Annotated in this window: 24 protein-coding genes and 1 pseudogene; 9 read left to right on the top strand and 16 right to left on the bottom strand. The window is 70.3% G+C overall.

From position 1 onward, the window contains the following. Nucleotides 1–115: 115 nt before the first annotated feature. The 6 genes from CJ197_RS05235 to CJ197_RS05210 all read right to left on the bottom strand — a co-directional run bounded on the left by CJ197_RS05235 (nucleotide 116) and on the right by CJ197_RS05210 (nucleotide 6,479). Nucleotides 116–535: a GNAT family N-acetyltransferase gene (locus tag CJ197_RS05235; protein WP_102235690.1), complete on the bottom strand. Its 420-nt coding sequence runs from the start codon at nucleotides 533–535 to the stop codon at nucleotides 116–118. 47 nt (nucleotides 536–582) lie between these two features. Continuing rightward, nucleotides 583–1,482 (bottom strand): YjiH family protein, encoded by a 900-nt coding sequence (locus tag CJ197_RS05230; RefSeq protein WP_199173877.1) that lies wholly within the window; start codon nucleotides 1,480–1,482, stop codon nucleotides 583–585. A 239-nt stretch (nucleotides 1,483–1,721) separates the two neighbouring features. Next, the gene (gene hutI / locus CJ197_RS05225; protein WP_102235689.1) at nucleotides 1,722–2,924 is read right to left on the bottom strand and encodes an imidazolonepropionase; all 1,203 of its coding nucleotides are present in this window, start codon (nucleotides 2,922–2,924) and stop codon (nucleotides 1,722–1,724) included. Nucleotides 2,925–3,018: 94 nt separating this feature from the next. Then, on the bottom strand, nucleotides 3,019–3,528 hold the full coding sequence (locus CJ197_RS05220) for a hypothetical protein (RefSeq protein ID WP_102235688.1): 510 nt from the start codon (nucleotides 3,526–3,528) through the stop codon (nucleotides 3,019–3,021). A 297-nt stretch (nucleotides 3,529–3,825) separates the two neighbouring features. Continuing rightward, entirely contained in the window at nucleotides 3,826–5,508 is a 1,683-nt protein-coding gene (gene hutU, locus CJ197_RS05215; protein ID WP_102235687.1) for a urocanate hydratase, read from the bottom strand. A 170-nt stretch (nucleotides 5,509–5,678) separates the two neighbouring features. Then, the gene (locus CJ197_RS05210; RefSeq protein WP_102235686.1) at nucleotides 5,679–6,479 is read right to left on the bottom strand and encodes an IclR family transcriptional regulator; all 801 of its coding nucleotides are present in this window, start codon (nucleotides 6,477–6,479) and stop codon (nucleotides 5,679–5,681) included. A 218-nt stretch (nucleotides 6,480–6,697) separates the two neighbouring features. On the opposite strand from CJ197_RS05210, the gene hutG reads away from it, so the two are divergent. Next, complete coding sequence (gene hutG / locus CJ197_RS05205) at nucleotides 6,698–7,729, top strand: formimidoylglutamase (protein WP_102235685.1); 1,032 nt, start codon at nucleotides 6,698–6,700, stop codon at nucleotides 7,727–7,729. A gap of 52 nt (nucleotides 7,730–7,781) precedes the next feature. Here hutG and CJ197_RS05200 read toward each other — a convergent pair whose 3' ends face one another. Further along, nucleotides 7,782–8,699, bottom strand: a complete 918-nt coding sequence (locus CJ197_RS05200; RefSeq protein WP_102235684.1) for a sulfite exporter TauE/SafE family protein — start codon at nucleotides 8,697–8,699, stop codon at nucleotides 7,782–7,784. A 124-nt stretch (nucleotides 8,700–8,823) separates the two neighbouring features. On the opposite strand from CJ197_RS05200, the gene CJ197_RS05195 reads away from it, so the two are divergent. Continuing rightward, nucleotides 8,824–9,972, top strand: coding sequence for a phosphotransferase family protein (locus CJ197_RS05195; RefSeq protein ID WP_102235683.1), 1,149 nt, complete (start codon nucleotides 8,824–8,826; stop codon nucleotides 9,970–9,972). After that, nucleotides 9,969–10,775 carry a fructosamine kinase family protein gene (locus CJ197_RS05190; protein WP_102235682.1) on the top strand — a complete coding sequence of 269 codons (807 nt, stop codon included), beginning with the start codon at nucleotides 9,969–9,971 and terminating at the stop codon, nucleotides 10,773–10,775. Before CJ197_RS05195 ends, CJ197_RS05190 begins: the two co-directional genes overlap by 4 nt. A 55-nt stretch (nucleotides 10,776–10,830) precedes the next feature. On the opposite strand, the gene gdhA is transcribed toward CJ197_RS05190, so the two are convergent. Continuing rightward, on the bottom strand, nucleotides 10,831–12,174 hold the full coding sequence (gene gdhA, locus CJ197_RS05185; protein ID WP_102235681.1) for an NADP-specific glutamate dehydrogenase: 1,344 nt from the start codon (nucleotides 12,172–12,174) through the stop codon (nucleotides 10,831–10,833). Between the two features lie 275 nt (nucleotides 12,175–12,449). Here gdhA and CJ197_RS05180 point away from each other — a divergent pair, with 275 nt between their 5' ends. Both CJ197_RS05180 and nadE read left to right on the top strand, forming a co-directional pair. Then, nucleotides 12,450–12,995, top strand: a complete 546-nt coding sequence (locus CJ197_RS05180) for a hypothetical protein (RefSeq protein WP_146007704.1) — start codon at nucleotides 12,450–12,452, stop codon at nucleotides 12,993–12,995. A gap of 151 nt (nucleotides 12,996–13,146) precedes the next feature. Further along, nucleotides 13,147–13,974 (top strand): ammonia-dependent NAD(+) synthetase, encoded by an 828-nt coding sequence (gene nadE / locus CJ197_RS05175; RefSeq protein WP_102235679.1) that lies wholly within the window; start codon nucleotides 13,147–13,149, stop codon nucleotides 13,972–13,974. Between the two features lie 130 nt (nucleotides 13,975–14,104). On the opposite strand, the gene CJ197_RS05170 is transcribed toward nadE, so the two are convergent. The 7 genes from CJ197_RS05170 to CJ197_RS05140 all read right to left on the bottom strand — a co-directional run bounded on the left by CJ197_RS05170 (nucleotide 14,105) and on the right by CJ197_RS05140 (nucleotide 22,007). Then, the gene (locus CJ197_RS05170) at nucleotides 14,105–15,166 is read right to left on the bottom strand and encodes a hypothetical protein (RefSeq protein WP_102235678.1); all 1,062 of its coding nucleotides are present in this window, start codon (nucleotides 15,164–15,166) and stop codon (nucleotides 14,105–14,107) included. Beyond that, on the bottom strand, nucleotides 15,153–16,820 hold the full coding sequence (locus CJ197_RS05165) for an N-6 DNA methylase (protein WP_102235677.1): 1,668 nt from the start codon (nucleotides 16,818–16,820) through the stop codon (nucleotides 15,153–15,155). The genes CJ197_RS05170 and CJ197_RS05165 overlap by 14 nt, the downstream gene beginning before the upstream one ends. Before the next feature lie 54 nt (nucleotides 16,821–16,874). Beyond that, nucleotides 16,875–17,588, bottom strand: a complete 714-nt coding sequence (locus CJ197_RS05160) for a glycerophosphodiester phosphodiesterase family protein (RefSeq protein WP_102235676.1) — start codon at nucleotides 17,586–17,588, stop codon at nucleotides 16,875–16,877. A gap of 69 nt (nucleotides 17,589–17,657) precedes the next feature. Then, a complete protein-coding gene (locus tag CJ197_RS05155; RefSeq protein ID WP_102235675.1) occupies nucleotides 17,658–18,506 on the bottom strand; it encodes a glycerophosphodiester phosphodiesterase in 849 nt (282 codons plus the stop codon). 2 nt (nucleotides 18,507–18,508) lie between these two features. Beyond that, nucleotides 18,509–19,909, bottom strand: a complete 1,401-nt coding sequence (locus CJ197_RS05150; protein WP_102235674.1) for an ABC transporter substrate-binding protein — start codon at nucleotides 19,907–19,909, stop codon at nucleotides 18,509–18,511. Between the two features lie 131 nt (nucleotides 19,910–20,040). Next, nucleotides 20,041–20,946 (bottom strand): carbohydrate ABC transporter permease, encoded by a 906-nt coding sequence (locus CJ197_RS05145; RefSeq protein ID WP_102235673.1) that lies wholly within the window; start codon nucleotides 20,944–20,946, stop codon nucleotides 20,041–20,043. Beyond that, nucleotides 20,943–22,007 (bottom strand): carbohydrate ABC transporter permease, encoded by a 1,065-nt coding sequence (locus tag CJ197_RS05140; protein WP_102235672.1) that lies wholly within the window; start codon nucleotides 22,005–22,007, stop codon nucleotides 20,943–20,945. The genes CJ197_RS05145 and CJ197_RS05140 overlap by 4 nt, the downstream gene beginning before the upstream one ends. Nucleotides 22,008–22,513: 506 nt before the next feature. Between CJ197_RS05140 and CJ197_RS05135 the strand changes: the two genes are divergently transcribed. The 4 genes and pseudogenes from CJ197_RS05135 to CJ197_RS05125 form a co-directional block, all read left to right on the top strand. Beyond that, complete coding sequence (locus tag CJ197_RS05135; protein ID WP_102235671.1) at nucleotides 22,514–23,554, top strand: LacI family DNA-binding transcriptional regulator; 1,041 nt, start codon at nucleotides 22,514–22,516, stop codon at nucleotides 23,552–23,554. Nucleotides 23,555–23,690: 136 nt separating this feature from the next. Beyond that, nucleotides 23,691–23,831, top strand: a complete 141-nt coding sequence (locus tag CJ197_RS15120; RefSeq protein ID WP_158239379.1) for a hypothetical protein — start codon at nucleotides 23,691–23,693, stop codon at nucleotides 23,829–23,831. Further along, nucleotides 23,828–24,766, top strand: coding sequence for a hypothetical protein (locus CJ197_RS05130; protein WP_102235670.1), 939 nt, complete (start codon nucleotides 23,828–23,830; stop codon nucleotides 24,764–24,766). Before CJ197_RS15120 ends, CJ197_RS05130 begins: the two co-directional genes overlap by 4 nt. 78 nt (nucleotides 24,767–24,844) lie before the next feature. Further along, a pseudogene (locus tag CJ197_RS05125) lies at nucleotides 24,845–25,093 on the top strand (LLM class flavin-dependent oxidoreductase); the annotation flags it as partial. Here the strand turns inward: CJ197_RS05125 and CJ197_RS15330 are convergent. Continuing rightward, nucleotides 25,093–25,236: a hypothetical protein gene (locus CJ197_RS15330; protein ID WP_199173887.1), complete on the bottom strand. Its 144-nt coding sequence runs from the start codon at nucleotides 25,234–25,236 to the stop codon at nucleotides 25,093–25,095. The pseudogene CJ197_RS05125 and the gene CJ197_RS15330 overlap by 1 nt on opposite strands. Between the last annotated feature and the right edge of the window lie 63 nt (nucleotides 25,237–25,299).

Raw genomic sequence — 25,299 nt, 5'->3', positions numbered from 1 at the left:
CACCCCGGACTCTTACCGGGGACGCTCAGCGCTCGCCCTCCACGACCCGCAGCTCCAGCACCTCCCCGGTACGCATCGCGTCGAGCTGTGCGCCGAGCGGGACCATCACGCGGCGCTAGGGCTGCAGCCGCACGAAGGACCGCATCCCCGGGCTGTGGTCATGCGCCTCGGTGAACCCCATCGACTCGTAGAAGGCCCGCTGTCCAGGCTCGTCGTCGGTCAGCAGGACGGTCTGGCGCACCTGTGCAACGGGCTCGAGGACGGTCTGCAGCAGCCGCGCGCCGATGCCGCGGCGCTGATGGTCGGGCTGCACCAGGATGTCCTGCAGGTAGGCGATGGTCTCGCCGTCGCTGAGCACGCGGGCGAGCCCCACGAGCTCCCCACCGTCCCAGGCGGTCGCCACCACGGCGGAGCCGGCGAGGGCACGTATGAGCCGGCCGGGGTCCGCGGTGTATGCACCCCAGCCGACGGCGTCATACAGGGCGATGACCTGCGCACGGTCGTCGGGTGCCAGGGGGCGGGTGGTGAGGTGCATGGCGGCAGGGTACGGCGCGGCCCACCGCCGGTCGATGAATTTTCCCCTCACACCACGAGCAGCAGCAGGTGTGCGAGCGGGGCGGTGATGAGGATGGTGAGGATGACGCGCTCGATCCACAGCACCACCAGACGCCACACGCTCACCGGGATCGAGGTGGCCAGGATCGAGGGCACCAGGGCGGAGAAGAAGATGATCTGCGAGACCGCAACCACGCCGACGGTGAAGCGCAGCACCTCCGACGGGTGCGAGGCCACCACGGTGGCGGGCAGGAACATCTCGGCGATGCCCACCGAGACAGCCTTCCCGGCCAGGGCCGGATCCGGCAGCTGCACCAGCCAGGCGAAGGGCACGAAGAGCCAGCCGATCACATCGAACACCGGCGTGTAGGTGGCCAGCAGCAGGCCCGCGAGCCCCACTGAGAGGATCGACGGGACGATCGCGGAGCTCATGAGCACGCCATCGCGGAACGTCGCCCATGTCCCGCGGGGCAGGCTCGGCGCGGTGTGCAGCGCCCGCATCGCCTCATCCCAGGCGTGACGCAGGCGGTTCCCCCGGGCCTCGGGCTCCGGGTCATGCTCGGCATCCTCGTGCGGCTCATCGGGGATGGTGCCCAGCGGGGGGATCCGCACCGTGATTGCCGTGACCGCGAACGTGACGACAAGGGTGACGATGAAGTACAGCGTCCACCGATCCATGAGCTCCAGGGTGCTGGCCACGATGAGCATGAACGTCGCGGAGACCGTGGAGAAGCCGGTGGCGATGATCGCCGCCTCCCGCCCGGTGTAGCGGCCCTCGCGGTACACCCGGTCCGTGATCAGCAGGGCCAGGAAGATCGCGCCGACGGGGACGATGAGCCCGACGGGGATGGCGAGCTTCTCCCACAGGAACGGGCCGATGCCCGGATTGCCCAGCGGGCCGGGGAACCATCCCAGCGCTGCACACACCGCGACCGCCAGGCCCACGATGTTCGCGAAGGCGAAGACGGTGCGTAGGATGCCCTTCTTCCACGAGCCGGTGACGAATGGACAGTGGGGGTCGGCTTCATCGTCGACCGTCCTTTCCAGGGAGAAGGACTGCGGGGAGAGTCGCGGCGGTGCGCCCCGGCGCTCTGTGACCGGTGAGTCAGCGCCAGTGTGCCGGGGGATGAGGTGCGGCGCGAGGCCGTCTCACCAGCGTGGTGGTCTCATAGGTGCTCGTGTCCGGCGCGCCACACCCGGTGGGTGAGCGGCATCCCGGGCCGGTAGGCGAGGTCGATCGCATGTGGGGTGTCCAGCACGTGCACATCGGCCCGCGCCCCCACCCCGAGATGGCCGACGTCGCTGCGGCCCAGCGCCGCCGCCCCGCCGCGGGTGGCGGCGCGGATCGCCTCGGCGAGCGAGAGGTGCATCTGCAGCACCGCGGTGGTGACGCAGAAGCTCATCGCCGAGGTGTAGGAGGTGCCGGGGTTGCAGTTCGAGGCGATCGCGACGGTGGCGCCGGCGTCGAGGAGCTCGCGCGCGGGGGCGAGCGGCGCGCGGGTGGACAGGTCGCAGGCCGGCAGGACGGTCGCGACGGTGCCGGACTCCGCGAGCTTCTCGAGGTCGCCGTCGGCCAGATGGTTGAGGTGGTCCACGCTCGCGGCGCCCAGTTCGACGGCAAGGCCCAGTCCGTCCTGCGCTGCGGAGATCTGATTGCCGTGGACCCGCAGGCCGAGGCCCGCCTCACGCCCCGCAACCAGGACACGCGCGGACTGCTCGCGGGTGAAGGCGCCGTCCTCGCAGAACACGTCGATGAAGTCGCAGTGCTCGGCGACGGCTGCGAGCATCGGACCGATCACGAGCTCGAGGTACTCCTCGGCCCGGCCGCGGTACTCCCCGGGCACCAGGTGCGCGCCCAGGAACGTCACGGCGTCCACCTGCCCGGCTTCCCGCAGCCGGGCGAGGATGCGGGCCGCGCGGGCCTCATCCTCGACGGTCAGCCCATAGCCGGTCTTCGCCTCCAGGGTCGTGGTGCCCCCGGCTACGGCCTGGTCGATCCGCTCGCGCACGAGCTGTTCGAGCCGCGCATCGGAGGCCTCGCGGGTCGCGTCGGTCGTGACCTGGATACCGCCGGCGGCGTAGGATTGCCCGGCCATGCGGGCTTCGAACTCTCCTGAGCGGTCCCCGTCGAACACCAGGTGAGTGTGGGAATCCACCCAGCCGGGCAGCACCGCGCGGCCCTCGAGATCGATCGTGTCATCGGCCGACGGGGCCTCATCGGCCGGGCCGTACCAGGCCACCTGCCCGTCGGTGATCAGCAGCGCTGCATCACGCAGCACCTGGGCATCGGTCGCGGCCGTGCCGGGCTCATCGAGGTCCGGGTCGAGGGTCCACAGCTCGCTGATGCCGGTCAACAGGGTGGAAGTCATAGAACGAGGCTAGGCCGGTGCGGCGCGTTCGTCGTGCCGGGAGAGGACGCGTACGTGTCTCCGGACACTCACTGACTCCCGGAACGCGGCGGGATCATTCCGTGCAGGGCCCGTCGCTGCGGGCGCTCACCCGCAGCTCGGCGTACCCCTTGGACCGGAACTCGAGCTCCAGACCGTTGCCGCGGCTGCTCGTCGTCAGCCATCCGCCGACGCCTCCGGTGAGCGGCTCGGGCTCCGGGAGGCCATGCGCGGCAAGCGCCTCCGTGAGCGCTTCCTCGATCAGCGGGTGGTCCTCCTCCTCGCGTCCCAGGTACGTCTGGACACGCCGCGGTGCGGGCCGGTACACGCAGGTCCCGTCCTCGGTGGTGCTCGTTGCCTCGCCGTCCGAGACCCACGTAAGGCCCGGGAAGACCTCGGTGAGCGCCTGCTCGGCATCCGCGAGGCGGGCGTCCGCGAGCTCCCGCGTCTCCTCCGCGCTCTTGCGCGTAGTATCCATGGCGTCTCCGTCCTGCTCTGGATCCTCGTCCTCACCCGGACCGTTCGCTTCGCAGCTCGCCAGGGCGACGGCGGGCAGGAACCAGAGCAGAAGCGTCCTTCGTCGCATCCGGCGCATCGTGCCCCCGTCAGGTCGTCGCCAGTGATCGGTCAGGATGGAGCGTCACACGGAGCCAGCAGCGGAGGCAAGGAGACGTGTCGGCCGAGCGATGGGGACGTGTCCCCGTCGCGCACCCTCTGGTGTTCGTGATGCACTGGACGAGGGCGGTGAGCGGGCATGGCGACAGCGATTGTCGCCGTACCCGGTGACGACGTGGCAATCGGGGAGATCCCTGACAGCTGAGAGTGACGCCGAAGGGCCGGGAAGCAGATGCTCCCCGGCCCTCACGCACTCCCCGCCGCGGGCTCAGTCCCGCCGCGTCGGAGTCATGGGGATGCGCACCCCGCGCTCGTGGGACACCTGGTCGGCGCGGGAGTATCCGGCATCCACGTGGCGGATCACACCCATCGCCGGATCGTTGGTGAGCAGGCGCGAGAGCTTGCGGGCGGCGAGCGCGGTGCCGTCGGCCACCCCCACCTGACCGGCGTGGATGGAGCGGCCGATGCCCACCCCACCACCGTGGTGCAGCGACACCCAGGTGGCGCCGGAGCTCGCGGCCGTCAGTGCGTTCAGCAGCGGCCAGTCCGCGATCGCATCGGAGCCGTCCAGCATCGCCTCGGTCTCCCGGTACGGGGAGGCGACCGAGCCGGAGTCCAGGTGGTCGCGGCCGATGACGATCGGGGCCTTCACCTTGCCCTCGCGCACCAGGTCGTTGAACAGCAGGCCGGCACGGTGACGCTCGCCGTAGCCGAGCCAGCAGATGCGCGCCGGCAGGCCCTCGAACTCCACGTATTCCGCGGCGGCGTCCAGCCAGCGGTGCAGGTGCTCGTTCTGGGGGAACAGCTCCTTGAGCGCAGCGTCGGTGACGGCGATGTCGTTCGGGTCGCCGGACAGCGCCACCCAGCGGAAGGGGCCCAGGCCCTCGCAGAACAGGGGGCGGATGTAGGCGGGGACGAAGCCAGGGAAGGCGAAGGCGCGGTCGTAGCCGGCGTGGCGGGCCTCATCGCGGATCGAGTTGCCGTAGTCGAACACCTCGGCGCCCTCGTCCTGGAACTCGACCATCGCCTGGACCTGGCGGGCCATGGACTCGCGGGACTTCTTGGTGAAGCCCTCCGGGTCCGCCTCGGCCTCGCGCTGCCACTCGTCGACCGCGACCTCCACGGGCAGGTAGCTCAGCGGATCGTGGGCGGAGGTCTGATCGGTGACCACGTCGATGCGGATCTCCCCGGCGCGCTGCTTGGCCAGCAGTGCCGGGAACACCTCTGCGGCGTTGCCGACAATCCCGATGGACAGCCCGCGCTTCTCCTCCTTGGCACGGTTGGCGCGCGCGACCGCGTCCTCGAGGTCATCGGCGATCTCATGGCAGTAGCGCTTGGCGACGCGCCGCTCCAGGCGGGCGCGGTCCACATCCACCACCAGGCACACGCCGTCGTTGAGAGTGACCGCGAGCGGCTGCGCACCACCCATGCCGCCGCAACCGCCGGTCAGGGTGATGGTGCCGGCGAGCGTGCCGCCGAAGCGCTTCTTCGCCACGGCGGCGAAGGTCTCGTAGGTGCCCTGGAGGATGCCCTGGGTGGCGATGTAGATCCAGGAGCCGGCGGTCATCTGGCCGTACATCATCAGGCCCTCGGCCTCGAGCTTGCGGAACTCGGGCCAGGTGGCCCAGTCGCCCACGAGGTTGGAGTTGGCGATGAGCACACGCGGAGCCCATTCGTGGGTGCGCAGGATGCCGACGGGCTTGCCGGACTGCACCAGCAGGGTCTCGTCATCCTCGAGATCCAGCAGGGAGTCGACGATCGCATCGAACGCCTCCCAGGAGCGGGCGGCGCGGCCGGTGCCCCCGTAGACCACGAGGTCGTCGGGACGCTCGGCCACCTCGGGGTCGAGGTTGTTCATGAGCATGCGCAGCGGCGCTTCGGTCTGCCACGACTTGGCGCTGATCACGGTGCCGCGGGGGGCGCGGACGGGGCGGGCTCCGGGCAGGGTCATCATCGTCTCCTGGGGCAGGTGGTGCGGGGATTCGTCCACTCAACCATCCCGGGGCATCGATGAGGAGAGGACAGGCGCGCAAGCTGTCCGGTATGTCGGACCTGAGGGGTGTGGCGGCGACATCGCAGCAGGTCATCCCGCGCGAGCGCACGCTCGATCCACCGCAGGTGTCAGGTGGTCGGGGCGGTGCGGCCGCGTAGCCGACGGGTGAGCTCCGCGGCGGCGCGGGTGACAGCCTCCACGAGCCGGTCTGTCGGGTCCTTCTCCCCGGTGCGGGCGGTGGCGCCGAACGACGTCTGCGCAGTGATCGCGACGGACGCGACCGGCCAGCCGGCATGGTCCCGCACCGGCGCGGCCACCGAGGAGAACCCCTCGGTGACCTCTCCGGATTCGCGGGCATGCCCCTCGCTGCGCACCCGGCCGAGCAGTTCCCGCAGCTCCGCCGGGGACTGCGGACCGGGCACCTCGGTGCGGGAGGAGAAATCCGCCGTCCGCCCATACAGGGCACGCACCTGCGCGGGTGGCAGCCCGGCGAGGATGGCGCGGCCCGAGGCGGTCAGATGCGCGGGGATGCGCACCCCCACATCGGTCACGAGGCTGGGGCGGCCCTTGGCGCGCTCCTCCACGACGTACAGCACGTCCCGACCGTGCAGCACCGCGAGGTGGCCGGACTCCCCCACCTCATCGACCATCGTCTCCACCACGCGGCGGCCGATGCGCGCCAGCGGGTCCTGTCGGACATAGCCGCCGGCGAGCTGATGGGCGGCCGGGCCCAGGCCGTACAGCCGCTCCTCGCTCAGGTGAATGACATAGCCGTGCTCGACGAGGGTGGCCAGCAGGTCGTAGGTGCGCGAGCGCGGCAGCTCGAGCTCAGCCGCCAGGCGCGCCGCCGGCACCGGGTCCGGGCGCGCAGCGAGCAGGGTCAGCAGACGCAGCGTCGCGTCGGCCGCGGGGACCTTAGGAGACGTCATGGGATCCAAGGATGCCAGGCCCAGCGCCCCATCGGCGACCGGGGTCCCGGACAGAACGGCGGAACGGACCCCGATGCGGGGCGAAGACAGCCCACGTCGCCGGGGCGGGGCGCGCCCGCTGCCGTGGCGCACGCTCCCCAGCGGCCGCGGTGGAGGTGCGCCTCGGTGCGCGGTGGGATGATGGCTGGGATCCGCCGCCGCATCGCCAGGAGGCCCTGATGTCCACCCCCGCCCCGTCCCCGACCGTCTGGACCGGACGCCACGACGGCGACGGCCCCGAGCACGCCCGCTGGCACCAGAAAATCCAGGTACTGGGCGCCGGGCCGAAGACCGCCACCGCCCCATCGAGCCCGTCGGCCCCTCCTGCCGGGGCTGCAGCCGAGCATGTGACGCTGCTGGGGTTCTGCTCCGATGAGGGAGTGCGGCGCAACCGCGGCCGGGTCGGGGCGGCGCAGGGCCCGGAGGCGCTGCGTGCGGCGCTCGCCCCGATGGCCCTGCACGGCGCGCTCGCCACCGATGTGGTGCAGCTGCGCGACCTCGGCGATGCGCAGACCGTCGGCGAGAACCTCGAGGGAGGGCAGGAACAGGCCGCCGCGCTGATCACCCGCGCCCTGGATGCGCCCGGAAACCGGCTGACCGTGGTGCTCGGCGGCGGGCACGAAACCGCCTGGGCCTCATATCTGGGGCTCATCGGCTCCGGACGGGCCGTGGCTGCGGGGAAGACGTGGGGCGTGCTGAACCTCGATGCGCACTTCGACCTGCGCGAGGAGCCGCACCCCACCTCCGGGACACCGTTTATGCAGATGGCCGCCGCCGAGCGGGCCGCGGGCCGCGATCTGCACTATGCGGTGCTCGGCATCGCCGAGCCGTCCAACACCCCGGTGCTGTTCGACCGCGCACGGGAGCTGGGCGTGCGATGGATGACCGATGAGCAGTGCTTTGAGCAGGGCCTCGCGGGAGTGCGACGGTTCGTCGAGGAGTTCGCAGCGAGCGTGGACGTGCTGTACCTGACGATCGACCTGGATGTGCTGCCGGCCGCTGTCGCACCGGGGGTGTCCGCTCCCGCGGCGCTCGGCCTGCCTCTCGGGCTGATCTCCGCGGCGGCGCGCGCGGCCGCGTGCTCCGGAAAGCTCGCGCTGCTGGATGTGGTGGAGCTGAATCCGCTGCTGGACCAGGATGCGCGGACCGCCCGCGCCGGGGCCCGGCTGATCGATGACGTGGTGCGGCACCTGGTGGGCGCCGAAGCCTGAACGGGGCGGCCCCGACGCCGGGGCCTGAACCCCGAGGGCTGTACGGGGCCGGTCAGCCGGTGAGGGTCTGGAACAGCGTCACCGCGGAGACCCCGGCCAGCAGCGCGGCGAAGATGAGGGTGAGCGTGGAGGCGCGGGCCTTCGCGGAGATCGGCCCGCCGATCACCCCGCCCACCGCGGAGGCGACCGCGAACGCGAGGGTCACGCCCCAATCGATCTGCACCTCGGTCCCCACGCGCGCCAGCAGGCTCACGATGGTCGCCACGATCATCACCAGCAGACTCGTGCCGGAGGCGCGGCGCATCGCCAGGCCCAGGGCGATCACCAGCATCGGCACCACGATGAAACCCCCGCCCACCCCGAAGAAGCCGGTGAGGAACCCGGTGATCGTGGCGGTGAGGGCGACGAGCGAGAGGCGGGGGCTCGCCGGGGGCGGCGGTGAGGTGGGGATATCCGGCTCGCCGTGATGGTGCTGGATCCCATCGGCCATCTCCACGGTGTCCGGGCCGGGCTGATCCAGCACCGGGTCATCGTGGTGGGCCACCGGCTCTTCGTGTTCCGCGCGGCGCCGACGGGTCTCGCGCAGCACCCGCTCCTGCCCGCGTGTGCGCAATCCGCGCTGCAGCATCGCGACCGCCACGAGGGCCAGCATCGCCCCGAACAGGGTCATGAGCAGCTGCGCATCCAGCAGCACCGACAGCCGCGACGCTGCCACGGCGCCCACCGTCGAAACCCCTGCGAACACCAGGCCGTTGCGCCAGTCCACGTTCCCGTGCCGCGCATGATGCGGAAGGCTCGCCAGCGCCGTGATCAGCACGATCACGAGGCTCGACGCGGCCGCGGCATGCGGATCCTGGCGCAGCAGGTACACCAGCACGGGCAGCGCGAGGATGCCGCCGCCGGCACCGAGCGCCCCCACCACCAGGCCCACGCCCAGACCGATGGCGATCGCGAGGAGGACAAGCTCCATGGGACCTCCGGGGGCTGTGGGGGCGGGTGATGCGGTGGACGCCGCTCATCGTAACGGCGGTCGGGGCCGTCCGGCCGGGTGACCTGCGACTCGGTAGGATCGAGGGGTCGGCGTAAGGAGTGAGATGACCCCCGACCCCTCCGCTGCGACCCCTGCCCCACTGGACGTGGCCTCCCCCGCGATGGGCGAGCGCCTCGCCGCGGCCTGGGAGGACGGCACGCTCGTGCTGCCGCTGCGGGACGCCGAATCTCCAGTGCGCCTGCCGGGCCTGCACAAAAGCGTGCTGCCCGCCTCGCTGTCCGGGACGGCGCGGGTGGCGCTCGCGGGCGTGGGTGAGACCTTTGCGGCCTGGCGGGTGATCCCGCAGACCAACGCCCCGCTGATTGTGCGGATCCCCCACGGGACACCGGAGGATCTGCACCAAGACCTGGCCCACGAGATCGCGGCGCTCACGCTGCTGCCGCCAGGGGTGGGTCCAGATCCCGTGGCCGTGCAGGACCATGCGGCGCCGAGCCCCATCGGCCACCCGTACGTGGTGACCACCGATGTGCCGGGCACCCCCGCGCCCCCGGGGACATGGACGCACGCGCACCTGGTGGCACACGCGGAGCATCTCGCGCAGCTGCACTTCGTGGCCGCGCCCGGCCGGGGCCCGGTGACGCTCGGGGAGGACCCGTGGGCGCTGGTGCCAGCGGGACGCCCATCGCTGCTGGCCGAGGTCGAGGCCGCTGCTGAGCAGTGGCGCACCCGGCACCGGGATGTGGTGCGCGAGCATGGCCTCGAGCCGTTCATCACCGCGGCGCTGCGGCGGGTGGAGCAGGTGGAGGAGCAGATCGCGCAGTTGGACGGCTTCGCGCTGTGCCACGGTGACCTGTGCGCCACGAACATCCTGTGGGAGAAACCTGCGCCGGGCGAGGACGCGCCACGGGTGGGGTTCATCGATTTCGAGTGGGCGCAGGCCGATGATCCGGCGCGGGACCTCGCGATCATCGGCGGTGCCGTGCATGGCGGGCCCTGGTATGTGCCGCTCGGCGAGGAGCAGGTGGCTGGGTTCGTGGAGGCGTACCAGCGAGCGCGGGCGGCGCTGGGCGAGGTGCCCGATGCAGTGGCGGACACGGCGGCGCTGCGGGAGCGGATGCGGGCCTGGACCGCCTATGAGCGCACCGGGATGCTCGTGCATGTTGCCGCGCGGGCGGCGACGCGCTCCCTGCACCGGCAGGTGCTGCCGGTGCTGCGCCGCACCCTCGCCGCGGAGCTGGAGGTGGCGGCATGAGCGTGTTCACCAAGCACTCCGCCACGGCACCGCCTGGGCATCTGGAGGCTGAGGCGGCGGGTCTGCGCTGGCTCGCTGAGCCCGGGGCGCTGCCCGTGGTGGCGGTGCGAGGCTTGGATGAGCAGGGCCTGCACCTGGAGCATCTGGCGGAGGTGGCGCCGACGGGGCAGGCGGCCCGGGAGCTGGGGCGCGGGCTGGCCCGCCTGCATGATGCGGGAGCGCCGGGCTTCGGCTGGGCTCCGGCTTCCCCCGCGTTCTTCGGGCCGCTCAGCGACCCCTTCGAGGTGCCGACCCGGTCGCATGAGCGCTTCGCCGTGTTCTGGGCTGAGGACCGGCTGCTGCCCCTGGTGGACCAGGCCGCACCCCGGATGGGGGCCGAGGGTGACCGCGCTGTGCGAGAGGCGATCGCGGTGATCGCGGCCGGTGCGTTCGACGGCATCGCCGGTCAGGGCCGGGAGGCACCGGCCCGGGTGCACGGTGACCTCTGGGCCGGGAACGTGCTGTGGACCGCGGGTGGGGCCACGCTCATCGACCCCGCCGCGCACGGTGGGCATCGCCTCGAAGACCTCGCGATGCTGTCCCTGTTCGGCGCCCCGCACCTGGATGAGATCTACGCCGGCTACGAGCAGGCGCATCCCCTGCCCCGGGGCTGGCGGGAGGATCTGCCGGCGCACCTGTTCTTCGGCCTGCTCGCGCACGTCGTGCTGTTCGGCAGCGTCTACGCCGCGCAGACCGTGCGGGTGGCCCGACGCATCGTGGCGCGCGGGCGGGCGCTGAGCGCATCGCCCGCGCACCGGCAGTAGCTACCGCAAGCACCCGCGGGGCGGGCTCCAGTGCATCTCGAGCCCGGAAGCCCCCTCAGATCACCCCGAAGGCGAGCATCGCGTCGGCGACCTTGCGGAAGCCGGCCACGTTCGCACCCACCACGTAGTCGCCCGGGCAGCCGTACTCCTCGGCGGTCTCCAGGCAGGTGGTGTGGATATTCGTCATGATCTCGGTGAGGCGCTTCTCGGTGTGCTCGAAGCTCCACGTGTCCCGGGAGGCGTTCTGCTGCATCTCCAGGGCGCTCGTGGCCACCCCGCCGGCGTTCGCGGCCTTCCCGGGGCCGAACGCGGTGCCGGCCTCGCGGAAACTGGCCACGGCCTGCGGGGTGCACGGCATGTTCGCACCCTCCGAGACCGCCAGCACCCCGTTGCTGAGCAGGGTCTTCGCGGCGTCGCCGTCGAGTTCGTTCTGGGTGGCGCTGGGCAGCGCGATGTCCATCGGCACATCCCACACGCAGCCGCCCTCGACGTAGCGGGCCTGGCCGCCGCGCCGCTCCGCGTACTCGTGGATCCGCCCGCGCTCAACCTCCTTGATCTGCTTGAGCAGCTCCAGGTCGATGCCCCGCTCGTCGACGATGTAGCCGGAGGAGTCCGAGGCGGTGACGGCGATGCCGCCCAGCTGCTGCGCCTTCTCGATCGCGTAGATCGCGACATTGCCGGAACCGGAGACGCCCACGCGTCGGCCCTCGAAGGAGGTGCCGCGCGCCCGCAGCATCTGGTCGGCGAAGATCGCGGCACCGTAGCCGGTGGCCTCCTTGCGCACCAGGGAGCCACCCCAGTCCAGGCCCTTGCCGGTCAGCACCCCGGCCTCGTACTTGTTGGTCAGGCGCTTGTACTGGCCGAACAGGAAACCGATCTCACGAGCACCCACACCGATATCCCCGGCCGGCACATCCGTGTATTCGCCGATGTGGCGGTACAGCTCGCTCATGAACGACTGGCAGAAGCGCATGACCTCGCCGTCGCTGCGGCCGTGCGGGTCGAAGTCGGAGCCGCCCTTGCCGCCGCCGATCGGCAGGCCGGTCAGGGAGTTCTTGAAGATCTGCTCGAAGCCGAGGAACTTCACGATGCCGAGGTTCACGCTGGGGTGGAAGCGCAGGCCGCCCTTGTAGGGGCCCAGCGCCGAGTTGTACTCCACCCGGAAACCACGGTTCACCTGCACGTTCCCCGCATCGTCGACCCAGGGGACGCGGAAGATGATCTGCCGCTCCGGCTCGCACATCCGCATCAGAATGCCGGCGTCGCGGTACTCAGGGTGGCGCTGCTCGATGAACTCCAGGGAGTCGAAGACCTCCCGCACAGCCTGGTGGAACTCGGGCTCCCCCGGGTTGCGGCGGAGGACCTGGTCATAGATGTCTTGCAGGGTCACGTCGCTCATCGCGGTCCTTTCGCGCTCGGGCACAACGCCGCCCAGAGTACGCGCGGCATTCCGCTGGCGCGCGGGACGTCCGGGGGACGGGCGCGGTGCGGTAAAGGACGGGTTTCCCGCGGGGGTGTCAGCGACGCAGCCTCACCCGCTGACCTGGACGGCGATCCCTCCGTCGGCCGCTGATCGTTGCCGCATGCCCAGCGGTTCTGGACAGGCGTGCGGGAGCGCGGAACGATGGGGGCCCGGCCGCGGGTCGGGTGGAGAGAGCGGAGATTGCGATGGGGATGACGCAACGGCGACCGCGGGCATGGCTCGCACTGGGGGCGGTGGTGCTCGCGGCGAGCGCCGGGCTGAGCGGCTGCACGGGTGACGAGGAGAAGCCGGCGCCCACGCAGGAGGATCCGGTCGAGCCTGCGCCGGGGCCGTCTGACGGCGGCGACGACGGGTCCGATGAGGGCAGCGAGAACGGTTCGGACGGCGGCGGATCTGATGGCGGCGGCGAGGAGACCGGTGCCCGGATCCCGGAGATCGAGAACCCCGGCACCAGCTGGTTGAGCGGCTGGCTGCGCCTGCCCGCCCAGGCCGAGGACGTGGAGAGCACCCTCGGGGAGGCCGCGCCTGAGGTCAAAGAAGGCACCGATCAGCTGGAGATCGAGGTGCGCTGCGACGGCGGGCTGAGCGCCGAGAACCTGGAGACCACCTGCACCATCCACCCCGTCGATGACCGCTACCCGCATCTGCCGGAGGTGCAGTGGCGCGTGACCGGGGAGGACATGGGTGATGGCGGCGCGGACCTCACGGTGGTCAATGAAGGGCCGACGGGCGGCTGATCCCGCGCGGGCCTGACGCGGGCCCGGGGGCGGTGCATTCGGCGACGCGCTGGCCGAGCGGTGAGCTGGCCCGGTGGCACGCCATGACGGGACCGGCCTCCCATCGGTCCCTCCCCTGGGCTCCCGCCCGGCGGCGGGGTAGGTTCGTGCCATGCATGCGCTGCAGGAACAGATCATCGCTGAGATGGGCGTGAAGCCCCGGATCGACCCCGCGCAGGAGGTGGCCGACCGGGTGCGGTTCCTGGCCGACTACGCCCTGTCGGCGCGGGCGAAGGGCTTCGTGCTGGGCATCTCCGGGGGCGTGGATTCGACGCTCGGCGGACGCCTTACGCAGATGGCCGCCGAGCTGCTGCGCTCCGAGGGGCATGAGGCGACGTTCATCGCGGTGCGGCTGCCGCACGGGGTTCAGGCCGATGAGGCCGATGCCTCCGCCGCGATGGACTTCGTGGCCGCCGATGTGGAGCACACGGTGAACATCGAACCGGGCACGAGCGCGCTGGTCGAGGCGACCGATGCCGCCAGCGGCCGGGAGCTCAGCGACTTCGACCGCGGCAACGTCAAGGCGCGACTGCGGATGACGGTGCAGTACGCGATCGCCGGGGACCGGGACCTGCTGGTGATCGGCACCGATCAGGCGGCGGAGTCGGTCTCCGGCTTCTTCACCAAGTTCGGGGACGGCGGGGCGGATGTGCTGCCTCTGTTCGGGCTGAACAAGCGCCAGGTGCGTCAGCTGCTGCAGCACCTAGACGCTCCGGAGCCGCTGTGGGCGAAGGTGCCGACCGCAGATCTGCTGGACGATAAGCCGCTGCAGACCGATGAGGCGGAGCTCGGCATCGCCTACGACACGATCGACGACTACCTCGAGGGCCGCGAGGTCGCGCAGGATGCCGCGGAGCTCATCGAGCGCCGCTACCTTGCCACTCGGCACAAGCGCACCACCCCGGCATCGATCCTCGATGACTGGTGGCGCGAGGGGTGAGCGGGGCGCCGGTCTGGGCGACTATCCGCCTCATCCGCCACGCCGCGCCGGAGCCGTCGAGAACACCGATCCGTGCCGTTTCCGCCACAGATCGGTGCACTCACGGCGGCAGGTACGGCGCGGCGCCGCCTCACTGCCTCCTCGCAGGCGCAGCCGCGCGGCGCAGCCGGCGGGCCTGCTCGTGCATCGTCACGGGCGTGACATCCAGAACATGCGAGATGAGCGTGGTGAGGAAATGCCTGGGCGATAGTGCCGCAGGGACCCCCTCGTCGATCAGCGAAACAGGCGGGAGAGCCGCAATGAGGCGATCCTCCTCGTGCATGGTTCGTATGGCCGTGTTGAGCTCCTGAAGCAGATCGGGCGGATCCGCTGCGGGCTCCGACGGCACCACTTCCCGGGTCCCTTCGATGGTGTCTACCACCGGCTCACCGTCGTCCGACGGGGAGGAGATTTCGTCGGCGTAGTCGATGAGCAGGACGCACGTGGCGTGATAGGCGTCGTCCTCCTGCCCGAGTTTGACCATCATGTCCAGCAGCCAGTCAGCCGTCGTCGGCGATGTCTGCACGATGTCCGATCGCAGCCCCAGAAGAAACCCGTGGGCGGCCAGCGGATGGCGCAGGCGCAGGTTTTTCGCGTCCCCATAGGCTTCCTCGATGCGGTTGGCCGCGTTCTTCCCGTAGGAGGAGTCCATGCGCTTGGTAGAGATCAGCAGCTCCGGACCGGTCTGCCAGTCCGACATGATGACGTCCACCTGCTTGAGATAGTTCTTGCCGAGGATGTTCGCGCTGGCTGCCGAGACACCCGTGATGCTTCCTCGAGTGAGGAGCCGGTCGCGCGCCGCGCGACCAGCCGCCGACGGCAGGGCCTCGAGGAATGGGACGATCTGCCGTGGCAAAGTCCTTGGGTGCGTCGACCGCGGCCAGACGGCATCGCCGTCAAAACCCGCCCGGCGCATTTCATAGCTGAGCCACACATCCAGGGCGAGGGCCGGCACGCCGCTGGTCGTCGTCGCCCCCAGGGCGAGCGGAACACCCAGCAGACGGCACAGCGTCCCGGTGTCCGGAACGTAGTGCGGCCCACCGTCCTTCCAGGTCCAGGGAGCGGGGCGGCCCTCATCTCGCTCTGCGCTGTGGACGATATGGTCGAATGCTCGCCACGCCCGGGTTTTGGTGTTCTCCTTAGCGGCGGCCACGGGAGCCTCCTCGCACAGCCCGTCGAGTGGCGAGCGCGTGGCGCGCCTGCCGAATCTCGTGGACACGATCCTCATCGGCGAGCCCTGCCGCGGGCAGGATGATCGCGTCGACCCGCGCGACCGCCATGCTGAGGTCACCCTCACTCAAGAGCTCTGCGACCTCTGTCCGGATGGCCTTCAGGCGCGGGGCGCATGCGGCGACGGTCCGGGGCGAGGGTACGAGCCAGCGATCAGCTTCACGCGGTTCCATCTTGAGGATGCCTCCGCCATAGGTGCGGCCAACGGTCTCGGCGTCCAGCAGAGTCACCGAGTTCAGCGCCGCCACTGCCAGTACGGCACGTCCCAGCCGCTGATGTTCCGGGGCGAGGTATAGGCCATGCACCGAGTTGAGGTGCCGCGCCTGTGCCGGGTTCCCCACCAGACGCACCGTGTCAGCGTTCATATACGTCAGCAACAGATCCGCGGGGTCCATCAGCGGAGGCCGGTACCAGATGCGGCGGGTGCGGCACTTGTACCCCTTGTGCACCGCACTGCGTTCACCCACCCGGATGTACTCGGCGGCGCCACCGGTCGGATTCTCCGGCGGGCAGAACAGATGTGTAGCCCCACCCGCTGAACCGAGACGCTGCAGATCCTCCGTAGTCAGCTCGAGCCCTCGGAGATGGGCGCTGCCGGGCGGGGAGAGCAGCACGGTGTCCTCTCCCCGCAACCCCAGCTCCTGCACTTGTTGTGGAGAGAGCGCGAAGAACCTGTTGTTGCCGGTGACAGTACCCAGGGTTGTCTCACCCCACTGCGCCAGCTCCGCGAAGGTCCCGCTCCGGCGCAGCGCATCAACGTCGGCGCTGACCCGCCCGCTGACCTGGTTCGCGGTCCACTTCCCCGCGGTGGACAGCGGGACCCATGGCTGCGGCTCCTCCGGCATGCTTTCCAGGGTCTGCGCGTCACGGGTGTGGCTGAACGAAGCGAAATGCGCCGGGCCCTGCCCGTACCCCTCGGCAAGGAGAAGCACCACTTCCGCTTCCGCCTCCGGGAAGACCTGCTGCTCGAAGAGGACCAGGTCGATGCTCGCGAACGCGCTGAAGAGGTAGGACCGCACGGGCGCTGCATAGTTCACGCTGAGCAGTTCAGCCGGCAGCACCAGCCCTAGCCGCCCACCGGTCTTCAAGAACTGGGAGGCGTGCACGGTGAACGCCGCCCAGCTGGAGGCGAGGCCCGTCAGCGCCACTCCGGCCGCCAGCGCGGCACGCTGCGCCTTCGCGCGGGAGGTGCCGGTGAAGTCCTGGTAGCGGATGTACGGGGGATTTCCGATCACGGCGTCGAAATGAGGTTCCGGGGCGACATCGAAGAAGTCTGCGACCCTCATCCGTGCCTGCGCTCCGGCCTGTCGCACTCGGCGTTCTCCGGCCGCGGCGCTGGGTGGATGGATCTCCACCCCATCCACCATGATGGCACTCTCATCACCGGCGAGCTCTCGCAGACGGTGGGCGGCGGCCACCATGAACTCGGCATCCCCCGCCGAGGGCTCGAGCATCCGGTCTGTCGCGGAGCGCAGCGCCCACTGCGCGATGAAACGGGACAACGGCGCCGGGGTGAAGAACGCCCCGCGTGCCTTGCGCAGCGCAGCGGTGTCCTCCGCAAGATGGGAGATGCTCATTCCTCCACTATCGCAGACAGGGGTGACAGACCACCGGGCGGCGCGGCAACCCCCTCATCGCCGGGCGAGCTCGCCCCGCAGCCATGCGGCCCGGTCCGTCGTGATGGTGTCGGCGCCGCACGCGAGGGCCACCTGGAGCTGTTCGGGGGTGTTGATGGTCCATGGGTTCAGGGACAGCCCCGCCTCGCGGACGGCACGGGCGGCGGCCAGGCACAGCCCGTCGATCGCCGGCCCCATCCCTGCCGCGCCCAGCTCTCGGGCCACGCGGATCGCGTCCTCATCCACGGTCTTGACCAGGTAGGACACAGGCACGTCAGCGCCTCGGCGGATCTCGGCGAGCGCCTCGGCATGGAAGGAGATGACGGTCGAGGCCGCGGCCGGTGACCCCGCCGGCAGTCCCGCGAGGATCTCTCCCACGGCGCGGGCCGCCGCGGGGACCTTCACCTCGATGAACACCGGCACGGTAGTCATCTCCAGCAGATCGCTCAGCAGCGGCACCCGCTCCCCACCTTCCAGGCGCACCTGAAGGATCTGCTCCCAGGTCAGCTCCCTGAGCGACCCGCTGCGCAGCGGCGAGTCCGCAGCGGCGGTGCGGTCGATGCTCTCATCGTGCATCACCACCACCTGGCCGTCGGCGCTGAGGTGGACGTCGCACTCCAGGAGCTGTGCCCCATCCGCGATCGCGCGGCGGAAGGAGGCGAGGGTGTTCTCCGGGGCCTGCTCCGGGGTGCCGCGGTGGCCGACGATTGCGGGGAGGGACGAGGTCACGAGTGCTCCAAGGGGTCACGGGGATGGAAAGGGGTGAGCGGGGCCGCCGCCGCGGAGCGCGCCGGGCGGTCAGCGGCTGCGCTGCGTGATCCGTTCGCGGGCCCAGGCCGGGTCGTCCACCGTGATGGTGTCGCAGCCCAGCTCGAGGGCACGCTCCAGCTCCTCCTCACTGCGGGCGGTCCACAGGTTCAGGATGACACCGAGCTGGCGGGCGCGCTCCACATCCACCTGGCGGGCATCGGCGATCCGCACCCCCACCTGCGTGGCCTGCAGCTGCTGGACGGACTGCCAGAACTCCGGGGACGTCGCCGTGGTGGTGCGCATCCGCGGGATCCACGGGGCGCGCTCGAGCGCCACGGCGAGCGGCTCGGCGTGGAAGGACAGGATCGTCACGGGCGGCTGCCCGGAGGCATCCGCGCCATCGGCCGCGAAGTCCTCCGGCGTGAACCGTCGGCCCACGATCTCCAGCACAAGGTCGATCGCCGCCGGGGCCTTGATCTCCACCAGCAGCGGCACCCGCGTGCCGTCAGGCCGCACCGCGGCATCGAGCACCTCATCCAGGGTGGGGATGTGCTGGTCGCCGCCCACGAGCACACGGTCCAGCTGCTCGCGGGTGAGCTCGGCGACGGTACCGGTGCGCAGCGGGGAGTTCTCCTGCGCGGTGCGGTCGATGGTGGCGTCGTGGATGATCACGTCTCGACCATCGGCGCTGAGGTGCACATCGCACTCCAGCCACGCGGACCCGTCGGCCACACCGCGACGGAAGGAGAGCAGGGTGTTCTCCGGCTCCACCGCAGCAGCGCCGCGATGGCCCACCAGCTGCGGGATGCGACGGTCGGGCCGTGCACCGGCCGTGCCGGGGGCGCCTGAGGTGCCAGAGCTGGGCACGTCCGATGCGCTCGTGGCGAGCTTGCTCATGCTCAGATCCTCTCGAAGTCGATCTTCTCGATGTCCTCGCGGTTGTCGTCGAGGATCTCCTGCAGGGTGTCCTTGATGGAGCCCAGCGCCGTCTTGGGGTCGGTGCCGTCACCGTGCACCTGCGCAGCGGCCGTGGAGATCTCGGTGATCGCGGACTGGAACCAGTTGGTGTAGTCGGCGGTGCGGGCGATCTCCAGCTGGTTGAGGGCCACCTCGTAGTTGGGGTCCTTCGCCACGAGGTCCTTGACCTCCTGGGTGTCGCGGGCGGCCTTGACGATCGGCACGTAGCCGGTGCCGATGTGCCACGTCGCGGAGTTCTCGGGCGTGCCCAGGAAGCGGAACAGCTCAGCGCAGGCGTCCTGGCGGTCCTTCGAATCAGCGCGGACGATCGACAGTCCCGAGCCGCCGGTCGGCACCGCCTTCTCCTGACCCTCCTTGGAGAGCATGTAGGCGGTTCCGACCTCGAACTTGTCGCCGACGGCCTTCGTGGTGCCGGTCAGGCCTGCGGTCGAGCCGCGCTTGCCGGCGGCGACACCGGACTCGAAGTCGGTGCCAGCAGACTTGGCCATGTAGGCGACCTTGTCCTCGTGGATCATCTTGCGCTGGAACTCCAGCCACTCGACCCCGGCATCGCCGTCGATGGTGACATTGAAGTCGTCGTCGCTGTTGCGGCCGCCGAAGCCCCAGATATCAGCCTGCGAGAACCAGGCATCGTCGGTGGAGAAGGCCAGCGCGCTCAGCGGCCGTCCCTCGACCTTGATGCTGGAGAGCTCCTTGCCGAACTCGGCGAGGTCCTCCCAGGTCTCGGGGCCCTCCTCCGGCAGACCGAGCTCCTGGTAACGGGTGCGGTTGAAGTAGAACAGCGGGGTGGAGCGGGCGAACGGCACGAGGTAGGTCTGGTCCGCGGCCCTGCACTCGGGCGTGTAGTTGTCGATGTAGTTGTCGAGCTTCCACTCGTCATCGAAGTAGCCGTCCAGCGGGGCGAGCGCGCCGGAGAAGTAGAACTGCAGCCACTGCATCTCTGGGAAGCAGACGATGTCGGGCACGGTGCGGGCCTGCAGCGCGGCGGTGAACTTCTGGTTCAGATCGGCGTAGCCGCCCACGGACTCAGCGACCGCGACGATGTCGTTCTGAGACTCGTTGAAGGCGGTGAACAGGCCGTTGAGGACTTCGAGGAGGTCGCCGGTGAAGGGCGCCCAGAACAGGATCGGGGTGCGGTCCTTGTACTCATCGGGCACGGTGATGTCAGCCTGGCTGAAGCCGTCGCGGACAGGCTGGTCAGCGTCCTCCGCGCTGCCGCCGTTGGGGGCGCCGCAGGCGGCGAGGGAGGCACCGGCCGCGCCGAGGCCGAGAGCGGTCAGGATGCTGCGACGCGACGGGGAGAAGGAACGGGGGCTGGTCATGGACATCTCCTTGGGAAGGTGCGATCGGGTCGGGTCGTGGGATCGAGGTCGAGGTGGGACAGGGCGGCGGGGCAGGGCCGGCACAGGGGCACATGCCCCGTGAGGCGGCGATGTTCAGTCAGAGGGCAGGGTCACTTCAGGGCACCGGCGGCGAGACCGCCGATGATCCGTTTCTGGCCGAGGAAGAAGAGCACGAGCATCGGCAGCGACACGAAGACGGTGCCGGCCATGATGGCGCCCCAGTTCGAGTAGCCCTCCTGGCTGCGCAGGAAGAGCAGGCCGATGGGCAGGGTGCGCATGTTCGTGGTGCTGGTGACGATCAGCGGCCAGACGTACTCGTTCCATTTGCCGACCATCACGATCAGGGTGGCGGTGATGATCATCGGCGTGGACAGCGGAATGGCGATGGTCGTCATCCGGCGCAGGTGCCCCGCCCCATCGATCTCTGCGGCTTTCATGATGTCCGCGTCGATGGTGCGCATGTGCTGCAGCAGCAGGAACATGGCGAAGGCGCTGGCGATACCGGGCAGGATCAGACCCTGGTAGGTGTTCAGCCACCCGAGGTTCGCCACGGTGATGTAGTTGACGATCAGGGTGACGTGGCCGGGCAGCATCATCGACGCGATGATCAGCACGAACACGATCTTCTTGTAACGGAACTCGACGAAGGCGAAGGCGTAGGCGCACAGGATCGCCAGCGTGATCTCCAGTCCGGTGCCCACCAGGGTGGTGATGATGGAGTTCAGGAAGAAGCGGTCGAAGGGCGCTGTGGACCAGGCCTCGGCGAAGTTGTCCAGGGTGAGCGCGGTGGGGATCCACTGCAGCGGCCACGTGTAGATCGCGTCCCGCGGCTTGAAGGCCGAGGAGAACAGCCAGTACAGCGGGACGAAGAAGATGGCGATGATGCCGATGATCCCGACCATGAACAGCGCGGTCTGCCAGGCGGGCCGATGCGGGCCGCGGGCCCGGCGGTACTGACGTGGGGCCTCGGCGGTTCCGGCGGTCCCTGGCGCGTTGACGGTGGCGTGGGTGCTCATGAGTCGTAGTTCACCTTCTTCTCTCCCACACGGACCTGGATGTACGTGAGGACCAGCAGGATGACCAGCAGGACGGTGGCGGCCGCGGAGGCCGAGCCGATGTCGAACTTCTTGAAGGCCTCCTCGTAGACCATCCAGCTCAGGGTCGAGGAGGAGATGCCCGGCCCGCCGCCGGTCATGATCGAGATGATGTCGAACGCCTGCGCGGCGGAGATGACACCTGTGATGGACAGGAAGAACGTGATCGGGCTCAGCAGAGGCAGCGTCAGGTAACGGAACAGGTTCCAGCCGTGCGCACCGTCGAGGGCGGCGGCCTCATACAGGTCCTTGGGCAGGTCCAGGATCGCGGTGTAGCAGATGACGGTGACGAAGCCCAGACGCTGCCAGGTATACGCGATGGTGATCGCCCACAGCGACCAGTCCGAGGTGGTGGTCCAGTCCGGAGATGCCATGCCGACCAGCGAGAACAGCCAGCGCGAGAGCCCGTAGTTCGGGTCGAAGATGAACAGCCACAGGGTGCCGACGGCGGCGCCGGGCAGCATGTGCGGGGCGAAGGCCATGGTCTGGGCGAAGCCGGTCAGCGGGAGCTTCGTGGCCAGCAGGCTCCCCAGCAGGATCCCGCCGATGATCGACCCGAACACGCTGACCAGAGTGAAGATCAGCGTGTTCAGCAGAATGCGGCCGAACTTGGGATCGGTGAACAGGTCGGTGTAGTTCTCGGTGCCCACCCATTCCGGCGAGGGGTCCACGAAGTCCCAGTCGAAGAAGCTCAGGCCGATGTTGTAGATCGACGGGTAGTAGCTGAAGACGATGATTGCGATGAGGTTCGGGGCGATGAGCGCGGCGAACAGCAGGGCGTCCCGGCGCACACGGCGGCGGCGCTGCGGGGAGCGGCGGCGCTGCTCGGCGGTCACCACGCCGGTGGACCCGGAGCCATCGGCGGTGCGGGCATCACCGGTGGCCGTGCTCCCCGTGGCGTGGGTGCTGGACGCGGCGTCCCGGCCACCCGCGGCGGCGGTGGTGGATCGCCGACGCGAGTGCGTGCGGACGGTGGTGGTCATGAGAGCGCTCCCAGCGTGCGGTGGTCGAGCCCGTGGGGATCACGGCGGGGTGGTCTGTAGCAGCGACGGCGGCGAGCACAGGCCTCGGGGACGATCCCGGGATGCACAGTCCGGGTCGCTCGCGGGTTCAGGCCGAGCCGCTCACGGGACCGATGCACGGGACCGAGGGGGCGCATGCGCTGCCGTCACCGAGACCGTAGGCCGTCGGCCGCCGCTCCGCCAAGAAGGCATCGGTGCAGGTGAACCGGCTATGAACGCCATCTGTCACCGCAGGTGGGAGCGCTCCCACAATGTCGCCCGATGGTGTGAACGGGCGTGAGTTTTCCGTCCGTCGGCCTGGTGTTCGGCACATTGCCATCACATGTTCATTCGCTGTTCAGCGTCGGCTCTGGGCCGCGCGAGCCGGTGACCGGGAGTCTTCACCCGCACGTCACCGTCGGGACGCCGGGACCGCCACTGAGGAGGGTTATCGTGCGGCGACTTATGCATCTGGGAGGTATTGCTCGATGGCTCGCCAGCCGACGATGGAGGACGTGGCCCGCGCCGCGGGGGTCTCCCGCTCCACGGTCTCGCGGGTGTTCCAGAACAAGGGCGAGCGCGTCTCTCCAGACACCCTGATCACCGTGCATGAGGCCGCCAAGCGCCTCGGCTACGTGCACAACCTCGTGGCCAGCGGACTCGCGCAGCGCCACGGTCGGCAGCTCGGTCTGCTGATCCGCGATGCCACCAACCCCGCCTACGGGCATCTGCACGCGGAGATGCATCGGGCGGTCGAGGACGCCGGGCGCACCCTCATCTCCGTCACCGCCTTCCGCCACGACTACGGCACCGCGGAGGTCGAGGGACTGCACCGCCTGTTGGGCCAGCGCGTGGCCGGCGTGTTCATCGGCACCGGGGTCACGGCGGCGGAGGACCTCGTGGAGACCGTCAGCTCGGTGCCGATGATGATCGTCGGTCGCCCCAATGCGCATCCGCTGATCGACTCGGTCAGCTACGACGAGGCCACGCACGGCCGGCTCATGGCCGAGCAGATCCACGCGCGCGGGCACCGACGGATCGCGGTGCTGCGCGCCCCGGTACTGTACTCGCGCGTGTTCGATCAGCGGGTGCGCAGCCTGCTGGCGCGCTGCACGGAGCTGGGGGTCGCCACCCGCGAGGTGGAGCTGCTGCCGGAGGCCGACGGGGTGGTGCGGGCCCTGGACCTGGCCGAGGCGGAGCAGCTGAGCTGCATCGTCTGCCCGGTGGACTATGTGGCGCTGGATCTTCTGCGCGCCGCCGCCGCACGCGGGGTGCGGATCGGCGAGGACGTCTCCGCGGTGGGGTTCGACGGGATGGGCGATGGCCTGGACCTGTTGGGGCTCGCCACCGTGCGTCTGCCCGTGGCGCAGGTGGTGCAACGCGCAGTGGCGCGGATGGGCGAGCTGCTCATCGCCGCGGAGGATGCGGGTGAGGGCCCGCCCGGCAGCACCGGTCCCGAACGGCGGGAGGTCCGCCACGAGGTGATCCCCGGCGAGTTCGTGCCCGGCTCCACGCTCGCGCGGATCTGAACGCTGCGGCATCGTGGCTGAACGGGAATTCTCCCCATCGCCACAGCCCCCCGACTCTCCATAAACTGAGGCGATACACGCGCGACCACGCCATGAGCGCCGGCCCCGCCGGTGCCCCCGACGCAGGAGTGATGACGTGAACTTCCTCGGGATGACCCCGGAGCAGGTGCGGAACCAGCCTGTGGAGACCGACGCCCGAGATGCCGGAGCCGAGGGGGTGGAGGAGGCCACCCCGGAGGACCTCGCGCGACAGCGTGAGGAAGCGCGCGAACGATGAGACGGCACACCCCCGCCCTGCTCGCGACCCTCGCCACCGTCCTGCCCTGGCTGAGCCTGCTCGGCCCGGCATGGATCTACGTGGGCGGCCCCGTGGCCGCGGAACCGCTGATCGCGCTCACCGATGCGTTCCTGCACCCAATCTCGGCAGTGCTGGTGCTGGTCTGGCTGCTGCTCCTGCCCGCGCTGCTGGCCCTTGTGGCGTACACCCGCCGCTCCCGCGGTCCGGGGGCGCTGTGGGCCGGTCTGGCGGCGGCGCATGCGGTGCTGACGGTGCTCATCGTCATCCAGCCCGCGGCGATGGTCTTCATGTGGGACGGACAGGGTGCCGACGGGCAGTGGCGGGGTGGCAGGGCTGTGGGGGCGCCGACCCTTTTCTTCATCCCCGTACTACTCGGATCCGTGCTGCTGACGGCGGCGGCGCTGCTGGCGCCGGGCTCCGGTCCGGAGCTGCGGGACGAGCCGCCTGAAGGTCCTCGTGACGGGACGCGTGGAGGGCGCAGGGTGGGAATCGCCTCGCTGGTCTCCGCTGTCACTGCCGTGGTGGGACTGGGGGCGCCGCTGTGGTGGACCCCGTTCCACGAGGACGAGATGCATCTGGAGCTCCTGCCGGCCGCCGCGCGCCTGCACGATGGTGTCCCGCATCTGCTGTGGGTGTTCACTGCACCGCTCGTGGTGGTTCTCGCGGTGACCGCGGCGCTGCGCCCACGGCGCCTCAGCGCTCTACTGCTGGCTCTGCTCACGGTGCCACTGGCCCTGCTGGTGGTGCTGCACTGGCTATTCGCCCTCGAGTTCCTCCTCGAGGACGGGCTCGGCGGCCGGCTCCCCGGCCCCGGGCTGGCGCTGCTGAGCATCGCCGTGCTCGGCGCTCTTGCCGGGTGCTGGAGGCACCTGCGCGACCGCCGCTCGACGGCGGCGGCAGCATTCCCGGCATGAGCCACCCCACCCGGCATCCCCTCACCCTGCTCCGACACTATTCATCAACTTTTCAACCACCCGGGCTAGGCTTGTCTCATGCGAGCCTTCGGATTCCTCAGCTTCGGTCACTACGGCGGCCGCCCCGAGCAGGGCGGCCTGACCGCCCGCCAGATGCTCCACGACGCGATGGACATCGCCGTGGGCGCCGAGGAACTGGGCGTCAACGGCGCCTACTTCCGCGTCCACCACTTCGCGCAGCAGTCCGCCGCACCCATGCCGCTGCTCTCCGCGATCGCCGCCCGCACCGAGCGGATCGAAGTGGGCACGGGCGTGATCGACATGCGCTAGCCGATCAGGTGCGCGAACATCGGCGAAAGGCCGACGACCGGCACCGCGATCACCAGCATGATCCAGAACATCCGACGGAACTGCGCGACGTGATCGCCGTGCCCGTGGTGCCCGGCGTACGCGTCGTGACCGGCGTGCATGTCGTGGCCGTCGTGCTGGTGCGTGCCCCGATCGCCGCCTCCGACGCCGAGGGCGACGTGGGG

This window comes from Brachybacterium sp. UMB0905, assembly GCF_002871795.1.
Taxonomy (GTDB): Bacteria; Actinomycetota; Actinomycetes; order Actinomycetales; family Dermabacteraceae; genus Brachybacterium.
This window is presented reverse-complemented; position numbering and strand designations above follow the sequence as displayed.

Coding starts and splice junctions, on each gene's coding strand:
- CJ197_RS05235 (WP_102235690.1), bottom strand. CDS start 535: ATGCACCTCACCACCCGCCCCCTGGCACCCGACGACCGTGCGCAGGTC.
- hutI (WP_102235689.1), bottom strand. CDS start 2,924: ATGACTTCCACCCTGTTGACCGGCATCAGCGAGCTGTGGACCCTCGAC.
- CJ197_RS05220 (WP_102235688.1), bottom strand. CDS start 3,528: ATGCGACGAAGGACGCTTCTGCTCTGGTTCCTGCCCGCCGTCGCCCTG.
- hutU (WP_102235687.1), bottom strand. CDS start 5,508: ATGACCCTGCCCGGAGCCCGCCCCGTCCGCGCCCCCCGCGGCACCGTG.
- CJ197_RS05210 (WP_102235686.1), bottom strand. CDS start 6,479: ATGACGTCTCCTAAGGTCCCCGCGGCCGACGCGACGCTGCGTCTGCTG.
- hutG (WP_102235685.1), top strand. CDS start 6,698: ATGTCCACCCCCGCCCCGTCCCCGACCGTCTGGACCGGACGCCACGAC.
- CJ197_RS05200 (WP_102235684.1), bottom strand. CDS start 8,699: ATGGAGCTTGTCCTCCTCGCGATCGCCATCGGTCTGGGCGTGGGCCTG.
- CJ197_RS05195 (WP_102235683.1), top strand. CDS start 8,824: ATGACCCCCGACCCCTCCGCTGCGACCCCTGCCCCACTGGACGTGGCC.
- CJ197_RS05190 (WP_102235682.1), top strand. CDS start 9,969: ATGAGCGTGTTCACCAAGCACTCCGCCACGGCACCGCCTGGGCATCTG.
- gdhA (WP_102235681.1), bottom strand. CDS start 12,174: ATGAGCGACGTGACCCTGCAAGACATCTATGACCAGGTCCTCCGCCGC.
- CJ197_RS05180 (WP_146007704.1), top strand. CDS start 12,450: ATGACGCAACGGCGACCGCGGGCATGGCTCGCACTGGGGGCGGTGGTG.
- nadE (WP_102235679.1), top strand. CDS start 13,147: ATGCATGCGCTGCAGGAACAGATCATCGCTGAGATGGGCGTGAAGCCC.
- CJ197_RS05165 (WP_102235677.1), bottom strand. CDS start 16,820: ATGAGCATCTCCCATCTTGCGGAGGACACCGCTGCGCTGCGCAAGGCA.
- CJ197_RS05155 (WP_102235675.1), bottom strand. CDS start 18,506: ATGAGCAAGCTCGCCACGAGCGCATCGGACGTGCCCAGCTCTGGCACC.
- CJ197_RS05150 (WP_102235674.1), bottom strand. CDS start 19,909: ATGACCAGCCCCCGTTCCTTCTCCCCGTCGCGTCGCAGCATCCTGACC.
- CJ197_RS05145 (WP_102235673.1), bottom strand. CDS start 20,946: ATGAGCACCCACGCCACCGTCAACGCGCCAGGGACCGCCGGAACCGCC.
- CJ197_RS05140 (WP_102235672.1), bottom strand. CDS start 22,007: ATGACCACCACCGTCCGCACGCACTCGCGTCGGCGATCCACCACCGCC.
- CJ197_RS05135 (WP_102235671.1), top strand. CDS start 22,514: ATGGCTCGCCAGCCGACGATGGAGGACGTGGCCCGCGCCGCGGGGGTC.
- CJ197_RS05130 (WP_102235670.1), top strand. CDS start 23,828: ATGAGACGGCACACCCCCGCCCTGCTCGCGACCCTCGCCACCGTCCTG.
- CJ197_RS15330 (WP_199173887.1), bottom strand. CDS start 25,236: ATGCACGCCGGTCACGACGCGTACGCCGGGCACCACGGGCACGGCGAT.